The 15985-nt window shown below is 61.2% G+C and carries 12 protein-coding genes and 3 rRNA genes; 14 read left to right on the top strand and 1 reads right to left on the bottom strand.

The features are described 5' to 3' along the window. Positions 1–134: 134 nt before the first annotated feature. The 10 genes from CDN38_RS21300 to CDN38_RS21345 all read left to right on the top strand — a co-directional run bounded on the left by CDN38_RS21300 (position 135) and on the right by CDN38_RS21345 (position 8528). On the top strand, positions 135–611 hold the full coding sequence (locus CDN38_RS21300) for an ATP synthase subunit I (RefSeq protein ID WP_075510429.1): 477 nt from the start codon (positions 135–137) through the stop codon (positions 609–611). After that, a complete protein-coding gene (gene atpB / locus CDN38_RS21305) occupies positions 604–1353 on the top strand; it encodes a F0F1 ATP synthase subunit A (protein ID WP_075510430.1) in 750 nt (249 codons plus the stop codon). Before CDN38_RS21300 ends, atpB begins: the two co-directional genes overlap by 8 nt. Before the next feature lie 59 nt (positions 1354–1412). Next, positions 1413–1658: a F0F1 ATP synthase subunit C gene (locus CDN38_RS21310; protein ID WP_003406686.1), complete on the top strand. Its 246-nt coding sequence runs from the start codon at positions 1413–1415 to the stop codon at positions 1656–1658. Between the two features lie 10 nt (positions 1659–1668). Beyond that, the gene (locus tag CDN38_RS21315) at positions 1669–2193 is read left to right on the top strand and encodes a F0F1 ATP synthase subunit B (RefSeq protein ID WP_075510431.1); all 525 of its coding nucleotides are present in this window, start codon (positions 1669–1671) and stop codon (positions 2191–2193) included. A gap of 6 nt (positions 2194–2199) precedes the next feature. Beyond that, positions 2200–3540: a F0F1 ATP synthase subunit B/delta gene (locus CDN38_RS21320; RefSeq protein ID WP_075510432.1), complete on the top strand. Its 1341-nt coding sequence runs from the start codon at positions 2200–2202 to the stop codon at positions 3538–3540. Positions 3541–3609: 69 nt separating this feature from the next. Further along, positions 3610–5274: a F0F1 ATP synthase subunit alpha gene (gene atpA / locus CDN38_RS21325; RefSeq protein ID WP_075510433.1), complete on the top strand. Its 1665-nt coding sequence runs from the start codon at positions 3610–3612 to the stop codon at positions 5272–5274. A gap of 6 nt (positions 5275–5280) precedes the next feature. Continuing rightward, the gene (locus CDN38_RS21330; protein ID WP_075510434.1) at positions 5281–6198 is read left to right on the top strand and encodes a F0F1 ATP synthase subunit gamma; all 918 of its coding nucleotides are present in this window, start codon (positions 5281–5283) and stop codon (positions 6196–6198) included. Positions 6199–6226: 28 nt separating this feature from the next. After that, positions 6227–7678, top strand: a complete 1452-nt coding sequence (atpD, locus tag CDN38_RS21335) for a F0F1 ATP synthase subunit beta (protein ID WP_075510435.1) — start codon at positions 6227–6229, stop codon at positions 7676–7678. Between the two features lie 33 nt (positions 7679–7711). Beyond that, a complete protein-coding gene (locus CDN38_RS21340; RefSeq protein ID WP_075510436.1) occupies positions 7712–8077 on the top strand; it encodes a F0F1 ATP synthase subunit epsilon in 366 nt (121 codons plus the stop codon). A gap of 7 nt (positions 8078–8084) precedes the next feature. Then, on the top strand, positions 8085–8528 hold the full coding sequence (locus CDN38_RS21345) for a DUF2550 domain-containing protein (RefSeq protein ID WP_075510437.1): 444 nt from the start codon (positions 8085–8087) through the stop codon (positions 8526–8528). A gap of 83 nt (positions 8529–8611) precedes the next feature. Here the strand turns inward: CDN38_RS21345 and CDN38_RS21350 are convergent, their stop codons facing one another. Further along, positions 8612–9208 carry a cob(I)yrinic acid a,c-diamide adenosyltransferase gene (locus CDN38_RS21350; RefSeq protein WP_075510438.1) on the bottom strand — a complete coding sequence of 199 codons (597 nt, stop codon included), beginning with the start codon at positions 9206–9208 and terminating at the stop codon, positions 8612–8614. 71 nt (positions 9209–9279) lie between these two features. Here CDN38_RS21350 and murA point away from each other — a divergent pair, with 71 nt between their 5' ends. The 4 genes from murA to rrf all read left to right on the top strand — a co-directional run bounded on the left by murA (position 9280) and on the right by rrf (position 15941). Further along, a complete protein-coding gene (gene murA, locus CDN38_RS21355; RefSeq protein WP_075510439.1) occupies positions 9280–10536 on the top strand; it encodes a UDP-N-acetylglucosamine 1-carboxyvinyltransferase in 1257 nt (418 codons plus the stop codon). A 285-nt stretch (positions 10537–10821) separates the two neighbouring features. Beyond that, positions 10822–12352 (top strand): 16S ribosomal RNA (locus CDN38_RS21360). A gap of 288 nt (positions 12353–12640) precedes the next feature. Next, positions 12641–15746, top strand: a 23S ribosomal RNA gene (locus CDN38_RS21365). A gap of 81 nt (positions 15747–15827) precedes the next feature. Then, a 5S ribosomal RNA gene (gene rrf / locus CDN38_RS21370) occupies positions 15828–15941 on the top strand. Together the 16S, 23S and 5S rRNA genes form the textbook arrangement of a ribosomal RNA operon. Positions 15942–15985: the final 44 nt, after the last annotated feature.

Here is a 15985-nt window from a genome sequence, read left to right on the forward strand (position 1 = left end):
CACGCCGATCGACGACCGACACAGGGAGCTACCCCTTGGGTGATTCCACCGCAACCCTTGCGATACGCTCGGCGGGCCACCGCTCAGTCGATCGGTCGGTTTCCGCTCCGTCTACCCGGGATTGAGGTGCTGCAGTGACGACACCAGCGCAGGACGCGCCGTTGGTGTTTCCCTCTGTTGCTTTCCGCCCGGTTCGCTTGTTGGCCATCAGCGTTGTACTGACCGCGGCGGCGATGCTCGTCACCGGTTTGGGCGGGCACCTGATGGTCGGGGTGTTCTTGGGTGTCGGCCTGCTGTTGGGTTTGCTCAACGCCCTCTTGGTCCGGCGCTCGGTCGAGTCGATCACGGCACGAGAGCATCCGCTGAAGAGCTCGATGGCCCTCAACTCCGCGTCGAGGCTGGCGATCATCACCGTTCTCGGGCTGATTGTGGCCTACATTTTCCGGCCCGCTGGGTTGGGGGTGGTGTTCGGGCTCGCGCTCTTCCAGGTGTTGCTGGTGGCAGCGACCGCACTGCCGGTCTGGAAGAAGCTCCGCGCCGGAGCGGGCTCAGAAGGCGGTGTATTGACGGCATCTGAAGGGACGGAAGTGAGGAGCCCCAGCGATGACTGAGTCGATCCTGGCCGCTCAGATCGAGGTCGGCGAGCACCACACCGCCACCTGGCTCGGTATGACAGTGAACACCGACACCGTTCTTTCGACGGCCATCGCCGCGGTGATCGTCATCGCGCTGGCGTTCTACCTGCGCTCGAAAGTCACGTCGACGGATGTGCCGGGCGGTGTGCAGTTGTTCTTCGAGGCCATCACCATCCAGATGCGCAATCAGGTCGAAGGCGCCATCGGTATGCGGATCGCACCGTTCGTGTTGCCGCTGGCGGTCACCATTTTCGTGTTCATCCTGATCTCCAACTGGCTCTCCGTTCTCCCGTTGCAGTACACCGACAAGAACGGGCAGACCACCGAGTTGCTCAAACCGGCCGCTGCCGACATCAACTACGTGCTGGCGCTGGCACTGTTCGTGTTCTTCTGCTACCACGCGGCCGGCATCTGGCGCCGGGGTATCGTCGGGCACCCGATCAAGCTGCTCAAGGGGCATGTGGCGATCCTCGCGCCGATCAACGTCGTCGAAGAGCTCGCCAAGCCGATCTCGTTGTCGCTCCGTCTTTTCGGCAACATCTTCGCCGGCGGCATCCTGGTCGCGCTGATCGCACTGTTTCCGCCGTATGTCATGTGGCTGCCTAATGCGATCTGGAAATCGTTCGACTTGTTCGTCGGCGCCATCCAGGCGTTCATTTTCGCCCTGCTGACAATCCTGTACTTCAGCCAAGCAATGGAGCTTGAGGAACACCACTAAGACATACCGCTACCGAAACCTGGTCAACCGCAACCAGAGTCACCAAGGAGGATAAAGGAATGGACCCCACTATCGCTGCCGGCGCCCTCATCGGCGGTGGACTGATCATGGCGGGTGGCGCGATCGGCGCCGGCATCGGTGACGGCGTCGCCGGTAACGCCCTGATCTCCGGTGTCGCCCGTCAGCCCGAGGCGCAAGGACGGCTGTTCACGCCGTTCTTCATCACCGTCGGTCTGGTCGAGGCGGCCTACTTCATCAACCTGGCGTTCATGGCGCTGTTCGTCTTCGCCACGCCCGTCAAGTAATTCGGCTGTGATGGGTGACCTGAACTCGATTGTTCTGGCCGCTGGCCAGGCAGCGGCGGGGGCGGAAGAAGGCGGCAAGAACCAAAACTTCCTCGTTCCCAACGGCACCTTTTTCTTCGTGCTGGCCATCTTCCTGGTGGTGCTCGGCGTCATCGGCACTTTCGTCGTGCCGCCGATCCTCAAGGTATTGCGGGAACGTGACGCCATGGTGGCCAAGACACTGGCCGACAGCAAGAAGGCGGCCGAGCAGTTCGCCGCTGCCCAGGCCGACTACGAAGAAGCCATGAGGAAAGCCCGAGTCCAGGCGTCGTCCTACCGCGACGATGCGCGAGCCGAAGGTCGTAAGGCCGTCGAAGACGCGCGCGCCCGTGCCGAACAAGAAGTGGCATCGACGTTGCAAACGGCCAACGAGCAACTGAAGCGCGAGAGGGACGCGGTGGAACTGGATCTACGCGCCAATGTGGGCACGATGTCGGCGACGCTGGCCAGTCGGATCCTGGGCGTCGACGTAACCTCCTCGGCCGCAACGAGGTAGTCAATCATGTCGACATTCATCGGACAGCTGGTCGGGTTCGCGGCCATCGTGTTTCTGGTGTGGCGTTATGTTGTGCCGCCCGTGCGGCGCCTGATGGGTGCCCGGCAGCAGACCGTGCGCCAGCAGTTGGCTGATTCGGCCGCTGCGGCCGACCGGCTGACCGAGTCGACGACGGCGCACAGCAAGGCAGTGGAAGCCGCCGCCGCGGAGGCCGAACGGGTGGTCGAAGAGGCCAAGACGGACGCCACGCGCATCACCGAACAAATGCGGGCCCAGGCCGAGGTCGAGGCCGAACGCATCAAGGTCCAGGGCGGTCGTCAGGTCGAGCTGCTCCGCACCCAGTTGACCCGTCAGCTGCGCCTGGAGCTCGGCCACGAATCCGTACGCCAGGCAGGGGAGCTGGTTCGCAACTACGTTGCCGAGCCGGCCCAGCGGTCTGCCACGGTCGACCGCTTCCTGGACGAGCTCGACGCTATGGCGCCGGCGGCGGCGGAAGTCGAATATCCGGTCGCCGCAAAGATGCGATCGGCCAGCCGACGGGCGCTGCAAAGCCTGGTCGACAAATTCGGCACGCTCGCCCAGGGGCTCGACAATGATGGGTTGTCAACCCTCGCCGACGAGCTGGTGTCAGTTGCCAAGTTGCTCGATCGGGAAATCGTCGTCACGCGCTATCTCACCGTGCCGGCCGAAGACGCCACACCCAGGGTCCGGCTGCTGGAGCGGCTGGTCTCCGGCAAGGTCGGTAATGCCGCTCTCGAGGTATTGCGGGCAGCCGTTTCGGAGCGGTGGTCGGCGAACTCCGATTTGATCGACGCCATCGAGCACGTGTCGCGGCAAGCCCTTTTGGAAATCGCCGAACGTGAGGGTCAGGTCGACGAAGTCGAAGACCAATTGTTCCGGTTCTCGCGCATCCTCGATGCACAGCCGCGACTTTCCATCTTGCTCGGCGATTACGCCGCTGCTCCCGAAGGCCGTATCCGGTTGTTGCGCAATGTACTCGACCGCGCAAGCAGCAGCGTGAACCCGATCGCGCTCTCGTTGTTGTCCCAGACGGTCGAACTCTTGAGGGGTCGGCCGGCCGAAGACGCGGTACTGCTGCTCGCCGAAGTTGCGGTGGCTCGTCGCGGTGAAGTCGTCGCGCAAGTCAGTGCGGCGGACGACCTCAGCGACGCGCAGCGCAACCGGGTGACGGACGTGCTGAGCCGCATCTACGGTCACCCCGTCACCGTGCAGCTGCAGATCGACCCCGAACTGCTCGGCGGCCTGTCCATCGCGGTCGGTGATGAGGTGATTGACGGTACGCTCTCGTCTCGTTTGGCCGCCGCCGAGGCTCAGCTACCCGACTAAAGACCTAAAGACGAAGCCCGACCGAACCCGAACTAGTCAGCACCATCCGAAGTAGGAAGACGAAAAGCCATGGCCGAGTTGACAATCTCCGCTGATGACATTCAGAGCGCGATCGAAGAGTACGTAGGCTCCTTCACCTCGGACACCGCCCGCGAGGAGGTCGGCACCGTGGTGGATGCCGGCGACGGGATCGCACACGTCGAAGGTTTGCCCTCGGTGATGACCCAGGAGCTGCTCGAGTTCCCGGGCGGGGTCCTCGGCGTGGCCCTCAACCTCGACGAACACAACGTCGGCGCGGTGATCCTCGGTGACTTCGAGAACATCGAGGAAGGCCAACAGGTCAAGCGCACCGGCGAAGTCCTGTCGGTCCCCGTCGGCGACGCGTTCTTGGGTCGGGTAGTCAACCCGCTCGGCCAGCCGATCGACGGGCGCGGAGACATCGACGCCGAGACTCGGCGGGCGCTGGAGCTTCAGGCCCCGTCGGTGGTGCAGCGGCAAGGCGTCAAGGAGCCGCTGCAGACCGGTATCAAGGCCATCGACGCGATGACCCCGATCGGCCGCGGGCAGCGCCAGCTGATCATCGGCGACCGCAAGACGGGCAAGACCGCGGTGTGCGTCGACACCATCCTCAATCAGCGGCAGAACTGGGAGTCCGGCGACGAGAAGAAGCAGGTGCGCTGCGTCTACGTGGCCATCGGGCAGAAAGGCACCACCATCGCCGCCGTCCGGCGCGCCTTGGAAGAGGGCGGCGCCATGGATTACACCACCATCGTCGCGGCGCCGGCGTCGGATTCGGCCGGCTTCAAATGGCTTGCGCCCTATACGGGTTCGGCCATCGCCCAGCACTGGATGTACGATGGCAAGCACGTGCTGATCGTCTTCGACGACCTGACCAAGCAGGCCGAGGCATATCGGGCGATCTCGCTGCTGCTGCGGCGCCCGCCCGGCCGCGAAGCCTATCCGGGTGACGTGTTCTACCTGCATTCGCGGCTCCTGGAGCGCTGCGCGAAACTGTCCGACGACCTCGGTGGCGGCTCGCTGACCGGTCTGCCGATCATCGAGACCAAGGCCAACGACATTTCGGCCTACATCCCGACGAACGTCATCTCGATCACCGACGGGCAGTGTTTCCTGGAGACCGACCTGTTCAACCAGGGTGTCCGGCCGGCCATCAACGTCGGTGTGTCGGTGTCCCGCGTCGGCGGCGCCGCACAGATCAAGGCGATGAAAGAAGTGGCCGGTTCGTTGCGGCTGGACCTTTCGCAGTACCGCGAGTTGGAAGCCTTTGCTGCTTTTGCCTCGGACCTGGATGCCACCTCGAAGGCCCAGCTGGACCGTGGCGCCCGACTGGTCGAGCTGCTCAAGCAGCCCCAGTACCAGCCGATGCCGGTGGAGGAGCAGGTCGTCTCCATCTTCTTGGGCACGGGAGGTCATCTGGACTCGGTTCCGGTCGAAGATGTCCGGCGCTTCGAAACCGAACTGCTGGACCACATTCGGGCCTCCGAAGAGACGTTGTTGAGCACAATCCGCGACACCCAGAAGCTGACCGAGGAGACCGAAAAGGCGCTGACCGACGTCATCAACCACTTCAAGAAGGGTTTCGCGGCCTCGACCGGTGAATCGGTGGTACCCGACGAGCATGTCGAGGCCATGGATGAGGAAGAGCTGGAAAAGGAATCGGTGAAGGTCAAGAAGCCCAAGGCCGAGAAGAGGCAAAAGAAAGAGAAGAAGTAGCGCGCAATGGCTGCCACACTTCGCGAACTGCGCGGACGGATCCGCTCGGCCGGCTCGATCAAAAAGATCACCAAGGCCCAAGAGCTGATCGCAACGTCGCGTATTGCCAGGGCACAGGCTCGGCTGGGGTCAGCTCGGCCGTACGCCGAGCAGATCACCCAGATGCTCACTACCTTGGCGACAGACGCCGCCCTCGACCATCCGCTGCTCGTCGAGCGCCCGGAGCCGAAACGGGCCGGGGTTTTGGTGGTGTCCTCCGACCGAGGGCTGTGCGGCGCGTACAACGCTAACGCCTTTCGCCGCGCGGAGGAGCTGTTCTCCCTGCTGAGGGAGGAAGGCAAGCAGCCGGTCCTCTATGTTGTCGGGCGTAAAGCGCTGGCCTACTACACCTTTCGGCACTGGAATATCACCGAGTCGTGGACAGGCTTCTCTGAGCAACCCAAGTACGAAAATGCCGCGGAGATCGCCTCGACCCTGGTCGAAGCGTTCATGATGGGCACCGGGTACGGCGAAGACCAGCAAACTGATAGCGATCAAGGTGTGGACGAACTGCACATCGTCTTCACCGAGTTCAAGTCGATGTTGTCGCAGTCGACCGAGGCCCGCCGGATGGCCCCGATGGTGGTCGAATACGTCGAGGAAGAGCCCACCCCGCGCACGCTGTACTCCTTCGAACCGGACGCGACGACGCTGTTCGAGTCGCTGCTGCCGCGATACCTGACCACTCGGGTGTATGCCGCCCTGCTGGAATCCGCGGCATCGGAGTTGGCATCGCGGCAACGAGCGATGAAGTCGGCCACCGACAACGCCGACGACCTGATCAAGGCCCTGACGCTGATGGCGAACCGCGAGCGGCAGGCCCAAATCACCCAGGAGATCAGCGAGATCGTCGGTGGCGCAAATGCGCTCGCAGACGCCCGCTAGGTAGCCCCACGAGGAAGCGAAGAAAGATATGACTGCTACAGCCGAAAAGACTGACAAGCCGGAGCGCTCGGAGACCAGCGGCCGCGTGGTGCGGGTCACCGGCCCCGTCGTCGACGTCGAGTTTCCGCGCGGCTCCATCCCGGAGCTGTTCAACGCTCTCCATGCCGAGATCGACTTCGAATCACTCGCCAAGACGCTGACGTTGGAGGTGGCCCAGCACCTCGGCGACAGCTTGGTGCGTACCATCTCGCTGCAGCCCACCGACGGACTGGTCCGCGGTGTCGAGGTGACCGACACCGGCAAGCCGATCTCGGTGCCGGTCGGTGAGGCCGTAAAGGGCCACGTCTTCAACGCGCTGGGAAACTGTCTGGATGAGCCCGGCTACGGAGAAGAGTTCGAACACTGGTCGATTCACCGCAAGCCGCCGGCTTTCGAGGACCTCGAACCCCGGACCGAAATGCTCGAGACCGGTCTGAAGGTTGTCGACCTGCTGACCCCGTACGTGCGTGGTGGCAAGATCGCGCTGTTCGGTGGCGCCGGCGTCGGCAAGACGGTGCTGATCCAGGAGATGATCAACCGCATCGCCCGCAACTTCGGTGGTACATCGGTGTTCGCCGGTGTCGGGGAGCGCACCCGCGAGGGCAACGACCTGTGGGTCGAGCTTCAGGAAGCCAACGTGCTGAAGGACACCGCACTGGTTTTCGGCCAGATGGATGAGCCACCCGGCACCCGCATGCGGGTCGCACTGTCCGCGTTAACCATGGCGGAGTGGTTCCGCGACGAGGCTGGCCAGGACGTGCTGTTGTTCATCGACAACATCTTCCGGTTCACCCAGGCCGGTTCGGAGGTCTCCACGCTGCTCGGCCGGATGCCGTCTGCGGTGGGATACCAGCCGACCCTGGCCGACGAGATGGGAGAGCTGCAGGAGCGCATCACCTCCACGCGGGGGCGTTCCATTACCTCGATGCAGGCGGTGTATGTGCCTGCCGACGACTACACCGACCCGGCGCCGGCGACGACGTTCGCCCACCTGGACGCCACCACCGAGCTGTCGCGTGCGGTGTTTTCCAAAGGTATCTTCCCCGCGGTGGACCCGCTGGCGTCGAGCTCGACCATCCTGGACCCCGGTGTCGTCGGTGACGAGCATTACCGGGTTGCTCAGGAGGTCATTCGAATCCTGCAGCGCTACAAGGACCTTCAGGACATCATCGCTATTCTTGGTATCGACGAGCTCTCCGAAGAGGACAAGCAGCTGGTAGGAAGGGCGCGGCGGATCGAGCGCTTCCTCTCGCAAAACATGATGGCGGCCGAGCAATTCACCGGTCAGCCCGGCTCGACGGTCCCGGTGAAGGAAACCATCGAGGCGTTCGATCGGTTGACCAAGGGCGAATTCGACCACGTGCCCGAGCAGGCCTTCTTCCTGATCGGTGGCCTCGACGACTTGGCGAAGAAGGCGGAAAGCCTCGGTGCAAAGCTGTAACGAGCATCCGACCGAGCCGAAAGGTGGTGTGCCATGGCGGAATTGAACGTTGAATTCGTTGCGGTCGACCGCAAGATCTGGTCCGGCAAGGCAACATTCCTTTTCACCCGCACCACCGTCGGTGAGATCGGCATCTTGCCGAATCACATTCCGCTGGTGGCCCAGCTGGTCGACGACGCAATGGTTCGTCTGGAGCGAGAGGACGACAAGGATCTCCGCGTCGCCGTTGACGGCGGGTTCATGTCGGTAACCGAAGACGGAGTCACCATTCTCGCCGAATCCGCGGCATTCGAGTCGGAGATCGACGAGAGCGCCGCCAAGCACGACGCCGAGTCCGAGGATCCCCGGATCTCCGCCAAGGGACGTGCGAGATTGCGCGCTATCGGCGCGATCGACTGACACGTCGATGAGCGTGCCCATGGTCGGCATGGTCGTGCTCGTTGTCCTGTTGGGCATTGCCGTGCTCGCCTTGAGTTATCGGCTGTGGAAGCTACGCCGTGGCGGTACCGCGGGAATCATGCGAGATATCCCCGCGGTCGGAGGTCATGGTTGGCATCACGGCGTGATCCGCTACCGTGGTGCCGAAGCAGCCTTCTACCGGCTGTCCAGCCTGCGCTTATGGCCGGATCGCCGGCTCAGTAGGAGAGGCGTCGAGATCGTGGCCCGGCGGGCGCCACGCGGCGACGAGTTCGACATCATGACCGACGAGATCGTCGTTCTGGAACTGCGTGACACGACCCAGGATCGCAGGTCGGGGTACGAGATCGCGTTGGACAAAGGGGCGTTGACCGCGTTCCTGTCGTGGTTGGAGTCGCGTCCGTCACCGCGCGCACGACGTCGCAGTGTCTAGCCTCGTCGACCGCGAAGTCCAAGCACCCGAAGGGATCTGCCAGTGGTCAGGGCGGCCTGGGGGCGCTGGAATAGCTGTGCTGCCTACTTTTCGGGCTTGCCTTCTCCGGAGGCACCGCCCGGCCGCCACATCAGATCACCTCCCGGGTTGGCCACCCTGGACAGAATGAAGAGCAGATCAGAAAGCCGGTTCAGATACTTCGCCGGCAAGACGCTGACCCCTTCCTGATGGGCGCTCACGGCGGCCCATGCCGACCGCTCGGCTCGGCGCACCACCGTCCGGGCAACGTGCAGCAGGGCCGATAGCGGTGAACCGCCTGGAAGCACAAAGGAATTCAGTGCCGGCAGAGCCTCGTTGTAGGTGTCGCACCATCCTTCGAGCCGATCGATATAGGCCTGGGTGATCCGCAACGGGCGGTGCCCGGATTCTGCCACTTTCAACGGGGTGGACAAATCCGCGCCGACGTCGAACAGATCGTTCTGGATCTGCCGCAGCACGTCCGTCAGCTGTCGGTCAGGGTTTCCCAGTGCCACGGCCACACCGATGGCGGAGTTGGCCTCGTCGCAATCCGCGTAAGCCACCAGGCGTGCGTCCGTTTTGGGGACCCGTGAGAAATCGCTCAACCCGGTGGTTCCGTCGTCGCCGGTGCGGGTATAGATGCGGGTCAGGTGCACAGCCATAGCAAAAACGGTACCGGGCCGACTCGGTTGGCCGACTGACAACCCGATAGCGCTTCACTAGACTGACCCGGGTGGCGGAGCGATTCATGGTGACCGGTGGCAACCGGTTGTCAGGCGAAGTCGCCGTCGGAGGCGCGAAAAACAGCGTTCTCAAGCTTATGGCCGCGACACTGCTGGCCGAGGGCACCAGCACCATCACCAACTGCCCGGACATCCTCGATGTGCCGCTGATGGCGGAAGTACTGCGTGGACTGGGTGCCACCGTCGAACTCGACGGCGACGTCGCGCGGATCACCTCACCAGACGAACCGAAGTACGACGCCGACTTCGCCGCCGTACGCCAGTTTCGGGCCTCGGTCTGCGTGCTGGGACCCTTGGTCGGGCGATGCAAACGGGCCAAGGTCGCGCTCCCTGGTGGCGATGCGATCGGCTCGAGGCCGCTGGATATGCATCAGGCAGGTCTTCGGCAACTGGGTGCGCGGTGCAATATCGAGCACGGGTGCGTGGTGGCCCAGGCAGAAATGTTGCGCGGTGCGGAGATTCAGCTGGAGTTTCCCTCGGTGGGAGCTACCGAGAATATCTTGATGGCTGCCGTATTGGCCGAGGGTGTGACCACCATTCACAACGCTGCGCGTGAACCCGATGTTGTCGACCTGTGCACGATGCTGAATCAGATGGGCGCACAGGTGGAAGGTGCCGGTTCGCCGACGATGACCATCACCGGCGTCCCGCGGCTGTACCCCACTGAGCATCGCGTGATCGGGGACCGCATCGTCGCTGCCACCTGGGGCATCGCCGCGGCCATGACACGTGGCGACATCACGGTGACGGGCATCGACCCGTCGCACCTGCAACTGGTACTCCACAAGTTGCACGATGCGGGCGCTACCGTCACCCAAACCGATGACAGCTTCCGCATCGTGCAGTACGAGCGCCCTAAGGCCGTCAACGTTGCGACTTTGCCGTTCCCCGGTTTTCCCACCGACCTGCAGCCGATGGCGATCGCGTTGGCATCGATCGCCGACGGCACCTCCATGATCACCGAGAATGTGTTCGAGGCGAGGTTCCGGTTCGTCGAAGAGATGATCCGGCTGGGGGCTGACGCGCGCACCGACGGCCACCACGCGGTTGTGCGGGGCCTGCCACAACTATCCAGTGCGCCCGTCTGGTGCTCGGACATCCGGGCGGGGGCCGGCTTGGTCCTGGCCGGGCTTGTCGCAGATGGTGACACCGAGGTTCACGACGTGTTCCACATCGACCGCGGCTATCCGTTGTTCGTCGAGAACCTGGTCAGTCTCGGCGCCGAGGTCGAGAGGGTATGCTCTTAGACGCACCCGGAAGCCCCGGTCATCTCTCGAAGTTGGCCGGAACCGGGGCTTGACTAAGCCGCTAGAATTGTATTAAGCTGGCAGGGTTGCCCCGAAGAGGGCGAAGACAAGCGAACGTGTTGTTTGAGAACTCAATAGTGTGTTTGGTGTAATTGTTTGTTGTTGTTTTTTTAGACTACGCCGTTCACTCCCCGTGTGGGGCGTAGTCGTATATTTAGATGCCAGTTATTGGCGTCTTGTCAGGTATCTCTGATTGTAAATTCGCCTCGGTAATCGAGGGGTTTTTGTTTGGAGAGTTTGATCCTGGCTCAGGACGAACGCTGGCGGCGTGCTTAACACATGCAAGTCGAACGGAAAGGTCTCTTCGGAGACACTCGAGTGGCGAACGGGTGAGTAACACGTGGGCAATCTGCCCTGCACACCGGGATAAGCCTGGGAAACTGGGTCTAATACCGGATAGGACCACTTGGCGCATGCCTTGTGGTGGAAAGCTTTTGCGGTGTGGGATGGGCCCGCGGCCTATCAGCTTGTTGGTGGGGTGACGGCCTACCAAGGCGACGACGGGTAGCCGGCCTGAGAGGGTGTCCGGCCACACTGGGACTGAGATACGGCCCAGACTCCTACGGGAGGCAGCAGTGGGGAATATTGCACAATGGGCGCAAGCCTGATGCAGCGACGCCGCGTGGGGGATGACGGCCTTCGGGTTGTAAACCTCTTTCACCATCGACGAAGGTCCGGGTTCTCTCGGATTGACGGTAGGTGGAGAAGAAGCACCGGCCAACTACGTGCCAGCAGCCGCGGTAATACGTAGGGTGCGAGCGTTGTCCGGAATTACTGGGCGTAAAGAGCTCGTAGGTGGTTTGTCGCGTTGTTCGTGAAATCTCACGGCTTAACTGTGAGCGTGCGGGCGATACGGGCAGACTAGAGTACTGCAGGGGAGACTGGAATTCCTGGTGTAGCGGTGGAATGCGCAGATATCAGGAGGAACACCGGTGGCGAAGGCGGGTCTCTGGGCAGTAACTGACGCTGAGGAGCGAAAGCGTGGGGAGCGAACAGGATTAGATACCCTGGTAGTCCACGCCGTAAACGGTGGGTACTAGGTGTGGGTTTCCTTCCTTGGGATCCGTGCCGTAGCTAACGCATTAAGTACCCCGCCTGGGGAGTACGGCCGCAAGGCTAAAACTCAAAGGAATTGACGGGGGCCCGCACAAGCGGCGGAGCATGTGGATTAATTCGATGCAACGCGAAGAACCTTACCTGGGTTTGACATGCACAGGACGCGTCTAGAGATAGGCGTTCCCTTGTGGCCTGTGTGCAGGTGGTGCATGGCTGTCGTCAGCTCGTGTCGTGAGATGTTGGGTTAAGTCCCGCAACGAGCGCAACCCTTGTCTCATGTTGCCAGCGGGTAATGCCGGGGACTCGTGAGAGACTGCCGGGGTCAACTCGGAGGAAGGTGGGGATGACGTCAAGTCATCATGCCCCTTATGTCCAGGGCTTCACACATGCTACAATGGCCGGTACAAAGGGCTGCGATGCCGCGAGGTTAAGCGAATCCTTTTAAAGCCGGTCTCAGTTCGGATCGGGGTCTGCAACTCGACCCCGTGAAGTCGGAGTCGCTAGTAATCGCAGATCAGCAACGCTGCGGTGAATACGTTCCCGGGCCTTGTACACACCGCCCGTCACGTCATGAAAGTCGGTAACACCCGAAGCCAGTGGCCTAACCCTCGGGAGGGAGCTGTCGAAGGTGGGATCGGCGATTGGGACGAAGTCGTAACAAGGTAGCCGTACCGGAAGGTGCGGCTGGATCACCTCCTTTCTAAGGAGCACCACGAAAAACACCCCAACTGGTGGGGTGTAAGCCGTGAGGGGCTCCCGTCTGTAGTAGACGGGCGCCGGGTGCGCAACAGCAAGCGAGCCAGACACACTATTGGGTCCTGAGGCAACACTCGGGCTTGTCTTGGACTCGTCCAAGAGTGTTGTCCCACCATCTTGGTGGTGGGGTGTGGTGTTTGAGAATTGGATAGTGGTTGCGAGCATCAACTGGATGCGTTGCCCGCAGGGGTAGCGTGTTCTTTTGTGCAATTTTATTCTTTGGTTTTTGTGTTAGTAAGTGTCTAAGGGCGCATGGTGGATGCCTTGGCATCGAGAGCCGATGAAGGACGTGGGAGGCTGCGATAAGCCTCGGGGAGCTGTCAACCGAGCGTGGATCCGAGGATTTCCGAATGGGGAAACCCAGCACGAGTGATGTCGTGTTACCCGCATCTGAATATATAGGGTGCGGGAGGGAACGCGGGGAAGTGAAACATCTCAGTACCCGTAGGAGAAGAAAACAAAAGTGATTCCGTCAGTAGTGGCGAGCGAACGCGGAACATGGCTAAACCGCACGCATGGGTAACCGGGTAGGGGTTGTGTGTGCGGGGTTGTGGGATCGATACGTCTTAGCTCTACCCGGCTGAGGGGCAGTCAGAAAGTGTCGTGGTTAACGGAAGTGGCCTGGGATGGTCTGCCGTAGACGGTGAGAGCCCGGTACGTGAAAACCCGGCACCTGCCTTGTATCAATTCCCGAGTAGCAGCGGGCCCGTGGAATCTGCTGTGAATCTGCCGGGACCACCCGGTAAGCCTAAATACTCCTCGATGACCGATAGCGGATTAGTACCGTGAGGGAATGGTGAAAAGTACCCCGGGAGGGGAGTGAAAGAGTACCTGAAACCGTGTGCCTACAATCCGTCAGAGCCCCTTTGTGGGGTGATGGCGTGCCTTTTGAAGAATGAGCCTGCGAGTCAGGGACATGTCGCGAGGTTAACCCGAGCGGGGTAGCCGCAGCGAAAGCGAGTCTGAATAGGGCGTATCACGTGCAAGCGTGTGTAGTGGCGTGTTCTGGACCCGAAGCGGAGTGATCTACCCATGGCCAGGGTGAAGCGCGGGTAAGACCGCGTGGAGGCCCGAACCCACTTAGGTTGAAGACTGAGGGGATGAGCTGTGGGTAGGGGTGAAAGGCCAATCAAACTCCGTGATAGCTGGTTCTCCCCGAAATGCATTTAGGTGCAGCGTTGCGTGTTTCACCACGGAGGTAGAGCTACTGGATGGCCGATGGGCCCCACTAGGTTACTGACGTCAGCCAAACTCCGAATGCCGTGGTGTATAGCGTGGCAGTGAGACGGCGGGGGATAAGCTCCGTACGTCGAAAGGGAAACAGCCCAGATCGCCGGCTAAGGCCCCAAAGCGTGTGCTAAGTGGGAAAGGATGTGCAGTCGCAGAGACAACCAGGAGGTTGGCTTAGAAGCAGCCACCCTTGAAAGAGTGCGTAATAGCTCACTGGTCAAGTGATTGTGCGCCGATAATGTAGCGGGGCTCAAGCACACCGCCGAAGCCGCGACAACCGCAAGGTTGGGTAGGGGAGCGTCCCTCATTCAGCGAAGCCGCCGGGTGACCGGTGGTGGAGGATGGGGGAGTGAGAATGCAGGCATGAGTAGCGATAAGGCAAGTGAGAACCTTGCCCGCCGAAAGACCAAGGGTTCCTGGGCCAGGCCAGTCCGCCCAGGGTGAGTCGGGACCTAAGGCGAGGCCGACAGGCGTAGTCGATGGACAACGGGTTGATATTCCCGTACCCGTGTGTGGGCGCCCGTGATGAATCAGCGGTACTAACCACCCAAAACCGGATCGATCACTCCCCTTCGGGGGCGTGGAGGTCTGGGGCTGCGTGGAGCCTTCGCTGGTAGTAGTCAAGCGATGGGGTGACGCAGGAAGGCAGCCGTACCAGTCAGTGGTAATACTGGGGCAAGCCAGTAGGGAGAGCGATAGGCAAATCCGTCGCTCATAAATCCTGAGAGGTGACGCATAGCCGATTGAGGCGAATTCGGTGATCCTCTGCTGCCAAGAAAAGCCTCTAGCGAGCACACGCACGGCCCGTACCCCAAACCGACACAGGTGGTCAGGTAGAGAATACCAAGGCGTACGAGATAACTATGGTTAAGGAACTCGGCAAAATGCCCCCGTAACTTCGGGAGAAGGGGGACCGAAATACCGTGAACACCCTTGCGGTGGGAGCGGGATTCGGTCGCAGAAACCAGTGAGAAGCGACTGTTTACTAAAAACACAGGTCCGTGCGAAGTCGCAAGACGATGTATACGGACTGACGCCTGCCCGGTGCTGGAAGGTTAAGAGGACCCGTTAACCGCAAGGTGAAGCGGAGAATTTAAGCCCCAGTAAACGGCGGTGGTAACTATAACCATCCTAAGGTAGCGAAATTCCTTGTCGGGTAAGTTCCGACCTGCACGAATGGCGTAACGACTTCTCAACTGTCTCAACCATAGACTCGGCGAAATTGCACTACGAGTAAAGATGCTCGTTACGCGCGGCAGGACGAAAAGACCCCGGGACCTTCACTACAACTTGGTATTGGTGTTCGGTACGGTTTGTGTAGGATAGGTGGGAGACTGTGAAACCTCAACGCCAGTTGGGGCGGAGTCGTTGTTGAAATACCACTCTGATCGTATTGGACACCTAACGTCGAACCCTGAATCGGGTTCACGGACAGTGCCTGGCGGGTAGTTTAACTGGGGCGGTTGCCTCCTAAAATGTAACGGAGGCGCCCAAAGGTTCCCTCAACCTGGACGGCAATCAGGTGGCGAGTGTAAGTGCACAAGGGAGCTTGACTGCGAGACCTACAAGTCAAGCAGGGACGAAAGTCGGGACTAGTGATCCGGCACCTCTGAGTGGAAGGGGTGTCGCTCAACGGATAAAAGGTACCCCGGGGATAACAGGCTGATCTTCCCCAAGAGTCCATATCGACGGGATGGTTTGGCACCTCGATGTCGGCTCGTCGCATCCTGGGGCTGGAGCAGGTCCCAAGGGTTGGGCTGTTCGCCCATTAAAGCGGCACGCGAGCTGGGTTTAGAACGTCGTGAGACAGTTCGGTCTCTATCCGCCGCGCGCGTCAGAAGCTTGAGGAAACCTGTCCCTAGTACGAGAGGACCGGGACGGACGAACCTCTAGTGCACCAGTTGTCCCACCAGGGGCACCGCTGGATAGCTACGTTCGGACAGGATAACCGCTGAAAGCATCTAAGCGGGAAACCTTCTCCAAGATCAGGCTTCTCACCCATTTGGTGGGATAAGGCCCCCCGCAGAACACGGGTTCGATAGGTCAGACCTGGAAGCCTCAGTAATGAGTGAAGGGAACTGGCACTAACCGGCCGAAAACTTACCAACACAAATAATCGCAACCACTTTCCACTCTCACGGCGTCAGCCGTGGGTCCACACCCCCCACCAATACAAATTTACATAGAGTTACGGCGGCCACAGCGACAGGGAAACGCCCGGTCCCATCCCGAACCCGGAAGCTAAGCCTGTCAGCGCCGATGATACTGCCCTTCTCGGGTGGAAAAGTAGGACACCGCCGAACATACAAAAACACCCCCGGTATCGGGGGTGTTTTTGTATTTACCG

The sequence above is a fragment of the Mycobacterium ostraviense genome, from assembly GCF_002705925.1.
Classification (GTDB): Bacteria; Actinomycetota; Actinomycetes; order Mycobacteriales; family Mycobacteriaceae; genus Mycobacterium; species Mycobacterium ostraviense.